The following is a 4,662-nucleotide window of genomic DNA, read 5'->3' as shown; positions in this document are numbered from 1 at the left end:
AATTAGTTTGCATGGAACAGGAACAAGAAGTTGCATTGAATCTGCAACGGCTAGCTGCTGGAGAGAAAAATTTTGTTGGTGCTTCCTTAGTAGCAGCTGACTTGCGTGGAGCTAATTTAGTCGAAGTAGATTTTTCTGGTGCTGACTTAAGAAGAGCCAATCTTTCAGGTGCGAATATGCAAGGCTCACGACTGGTTGGAGCCAAACTCAGGGAAGCCCATCTAATGGGTACTAACTTAGTAGGCGCAAACTTGCAACAAGCCGACTTTAAATGCGCTTTTATGTTTAAGGCTTTGCTAAATGATGCCGATTTAGAACAAGCTAACTTGGCAGTAGCTTACTTGCGGGGTGCAAGATTTACTGCTGCGAATTTGAAGGGTGTGATTGGTGAAAGTGCTTTTCTTGAGGAAGCCGTATTGAGGTATGCCAACCTGACTCTTGCTGACTTCAATCACGCTTTTCTTTCTAAAACTGATTTTAGTTATGCAAATCTTACTGAATCTATACTTACCGACACTAAATTAGTTGCGGCTGATTTAACTCTAGCTCAATTGGATAGAGCTAATTTATTCAAAGCAAAGTTAACTAGCTCTCAATTAAGAGGAGCTTCTTTAATTGAAGCAAATTTAGCCTACGCTGATATTCAAGCAACAGACTTGAGTAATGCTAATCTGCAAAATGCTAATTTAAATCAATGTCTGATTGACGGTGCTAATCTTACTAGCACAAACTTTCAGGGAACGATATATGAAAATTTAGGCATAAATCACTCTTGTTTACTGTTCCCTAACCAGAAAATATATAAATGGAAAACAATGCGTTTCCGTTCTCGTACTGAAATAAAAGTAGCACAGGTACTTGAGAATCGAGGATTAATGTACTTACCAAACAGCTTGATGCGTTTGGGACGATATCATAAAAGCTTTGAGCCTGATTTCTTAGTTTGTTGCCCCACAGCAAAAGGATTCAAGTGGGCAATTTTGGAGATCGATGGTTATTGGCACTTGCCTCAAAAACGGGCAAAGGAACATGAAAGAGAAAGACTATTTGAACACAGTGGGGTAAGAATTCATAGATTTGATGCCGACCTTTGTGAAAATGATCCAGAGACTGTAGTGAGCGAATTGATTGAACTTATGAGCCAATAATGTATTTGGCTATGTGGTTGTTATGGAGAAAGTCCCTGGCATCGAATTGAGTGGCAGTATAAATCAATGTGGAAGTGCGTTAGCGAAGCTTCTCCTCTGGAGGCTGGCTTTCCTACTTCTATGCTTAATTGGACTCACGGCAAGCTTATCCTTCCAATTTGGACTAGCGGCAAAGTTATGGTTCCAAACTGTCAATTTCATCCAAAATTAGCTGAGGTAAGAATGAGGGTTATAGCTTTGTTGACGGCAAAGTTATGGTTCCAGTTGCGGCAAGCTTATGGTTAAAGTCACAGTCACTTTATATATAGATGTAAAGTGACAAATTTTTATATTTGAGCCAAATTAGCTGTCGTCGTGACAATTTTTAGTAGCTAATTTGACTTTGAATATAGAGGCTATGTGGTGATTACATAGCTAAATCCTGAAAAATAGGCGAGTCGAGGCGTAGAATTATACTTAGCATCCTCGTAACCGAAAGCCTACCCTTTTATGTCAGAAGCAATTGACAAGAAATCTTTGAGTGAACGTGATATCTGTACGAAATATATTACACCTGCTCTAACTAGTCGGGGATGGGATATCAATACTCAGATTCGGGAAGAGGTGACGCTGACAAAGGGTAGGGTGATTGTTAGGGGTAAACTTGCGAGTCGCGGTGAGCAGAAACGCGCTGATTATGTGCTGTATTATAAACCCGGTGTGCCACTGGCTGTAATTGAAGCTAAAGATAATAATCACGGCGTTAGCGCGGGAATGCAACAGGCGATCGCAACTGGTGAATTAATTGATGTACCATTCATCTTTAGCTCGAATGGCGACGCTTTTATGATGTGCGATCGCACGATTAGCGAAGGACAGCGAGAACGGGAAATTCCCCTTCACCAGTTTCCGACACCGCAGGAACTTTGGCAAAAATACTGTGATTGGAAGGGAATTAACTCGGAAATTCAGCCGATTGTGGCTCAAGATTATTACCCCAGTCCTGATAAAAAACAGCCACGCTATTATCAACAGATTGCCATTAATCGGACAATTGAGGCGATCGCTAAAGGACAAAATCGCATTTTGTTAGTGATGGCGACGGGGACAGGTAAGACTTTTACAGCTTTTCAGATTATTTGGCGGTTGTGGAAGTCGGGGGCGAAAAAGCGTATTCTATTTTTGGCAGATCGGAATATTTTGGTTGACCAAACTAGAGTTAATGACTTTAAACCCTTTGGCGCAAGAATGACCAAAATTAAGCAGCGACAGGTAGATAAATCTTATGAAATTTATCTCTCGCTGTATCAGGCGGTAACAGGAAATGAAGAGGCGAAAAATATTTATCGCCAATTTTCACCAGATTTTTTTGACTTAATTATTATAGATGAGTGCCATCGGGGAAGCGCGGATGAGGATTCGGCTTGGCGAGAGATTTTGGAATATTTTAGCAGTGCTACACAGATTGGCTTGACTGCTACTCCCAGGGAAACAGAAGAAGTTTCTAATAGTCTTTATTTTGGCGATTCAATTTTTACTTATTCACTCAAACAAGGGATTGAAGATGGCTTTTTAGCTCCCTATAAAGTGATTCGCATTGATTTTGATACAGATTTGAGTGGATGGAAACCCAAACCAGGACAAAGAGATAAATATGGTAAAGAAATTCCCGAACGAGTATTTAATCAACAAGATTTTGATAGAACTCTGGTTTTAGAGAAGCGTACAGAATTAGTCGCGCGGATTATTTCTGATTATCTCAAATCAAGCGATCGCTTTGCCAAAACTATCGTTTTTTGTGAGACGACGGAACACGCGGAACGGATGCGGGTAGCATTGGTGAATGAAAATACTGATTTGGTAGCAGAGAATAACCGCTACATTATGCGCATTACTGGGGATGATGCTCAAGGTAAGGCAGAATTAGATAATTTTATCGACCCTGAAAGTAAATATCCCACAATTGTGACTACTTCTGAGTTACTGACGACTGGTGTTGATGCTAAGACTTGCAAGTTGATTGTTTTAGATCAGCGCATTCTGTCTATGACTAATGGCATTTATTCCTATGAACTTAATACCACAAAAATACGGTGTTGCAGTTCAGTGGGAGACTAAAAAATGGGGAGATGTTAAAAAAGGATTTACACATTTTGCTGAAGATGATGTTGCTCTTGCGAAGATTACCCCATGCTTTCAAAATGGAAAGTCTTGCGTTATGCGAGGTTTAAAAAATAAATTTGGAGCAGGAACAACTGAATTACATATATTTAGACCTATTGATAATCTGACATATCCAGAGTATGTATTGATTTACTTTAAGTCTGTATCATTTATCAAAAACGCAATCCCTATTATGACAGGAACCGCAGGCCAAAAGCGAGTTCCTAACAGCTACGTAGCTCAAAATCCATTTCCACTACCACCCCTTGCAGAACAAAAACGGATTGTAGAGAAGTGCGATCGCCTGCTTTCAACCTGCGACGAAATCGAAAAACGCCAGCAGCAAAGGCAACAGAGCATTTTGAGGATGAATGAGAGTGCGATCGCTCAACTCCTCTCTTCCCAAAATCCCGATGATTTCCGCCAACACTGGCAGCGCATTTGCAATAATTTTGACTTACTCTACAGCATCCCTGAAACTATTCCTAAACTGCGTCAGGCGATTTTGCAATTGGCAGTGCAGGGTAAACTTGTGCGTCAAAATCCAAATGATGAACCAGCCTTAAGTTTATTGAAAAGAATACGCCGTGAAAGAGAAGAGTTAGCTAGAGAAAGAAAACAAACTAAACTCCTAAGTTTTTCACAAGTTGTATTTGATGAGATTCCATATCAACTACCAAAACAATGGATTTGGATTCCTCTGGGTGAACTTCTAATTTCCAGCCCAAGAAATGGTTATTCTCCAAAACCTGTTGACTACCCCACAAAGGTTAAAAGCTTAACTTTAAGTGCAACAACATCAGGAAAATTTAAAAATGAATATTTCAAATATATTGATGAAGAAATATCGGAAGACTCTCATTTATGGCTAGAAAATGGCGATATTTTAATTCAAAGAGCAAATACGATTGAATATGTTGGGATTGCAGCAATATACAAAGGCTATTCTCATGAATATATTTATCCTGATCTAATGATGAAGATACGTTGCTCAAATTTTTTAGAAATTGATTATATTCATTTAGCAATTAATAATGAAAATTCTAGAAATTTCCTGAGAGCTAGAGCAACGGGAACGTCTAGCAATATGCCAAAAATTAACCAACTAACTGTGAATAGTTTGCCAATACCCCTTCCACCACTTGCAGAACAAAAACGCATTGTAGAGAAGTGCGATCGCCTGATGTCACTCTGCGATACCCTAGAAGCAAAACTAAAACAAGAACGAGATAGCAGCGAGAAACTGATGGAAGTCGCAGCAAAGCAGGTATTAAGTAGGTCAACCTAATTAAACATAAAACGTTTAACTTGGTACTGACCTTGCATAGCTCTATTTTCTATACCCTCAATAATAGCGATAAGCCTTCGGCAT

The 4,662-nt window shown here is 39.5% G+C and carries 2 protein-coding genes and 1 pseudogene; all 3 read left to right on the top strand.

Annotation, left to right across the window (positions count from 1 at the left end; translation table 11 throughout):
- Positions 1–1,148 (top strand): pentapeptide repeat-containing protein (locus AACW45_RS03865; protein WP_206758876.1); only part of this gene is annotated, 1,148 nt, incomplete at its 5' end.
- A 489-nt stretch (positions 1,149–1,637) separates the two neighbouring features.
- A pseudogene (hsdR, locus tag AACW45_RS03860) lies at positions 1,638–3,179 on the top strand (EcoAI/FtnUII family type I restriction enzme subunit R); the annotation flags it as partial.
- A 16-nt stretch (positions 3,180–3,195) separates the two neighbouring features.
- The gene (locus AACW45_RS03855; protein WP_190638279.1) at positions 3,196–4,578 is read left to right on the top strand and encodes a restriction endonuclease subunit S; all 1,383 of its coding nucleotides are present in this window, start codon (positions 3,196–3,198) and stop codon (positions 4,576–4,578) included.
- Positions 4,579–4,662 lie beyond the last annotated feature (84 nt).

Source organism: Calothrix sp. FACHB-168 (assembly GCF_963889195.1).
GTDB classification, from domain to species: domain Bacteria; phylum Cyanobacteriota; class Cyanobacteriia; order Cyanobacteriales; family Nostocaceae; genus Aulosira; species Aulosira anomala_A.
The sequence above is the reverse complement of the archived record's forward strand: the minus strand, read 5'-3'. Positions and strand labels throughout refer to the sequence as shown.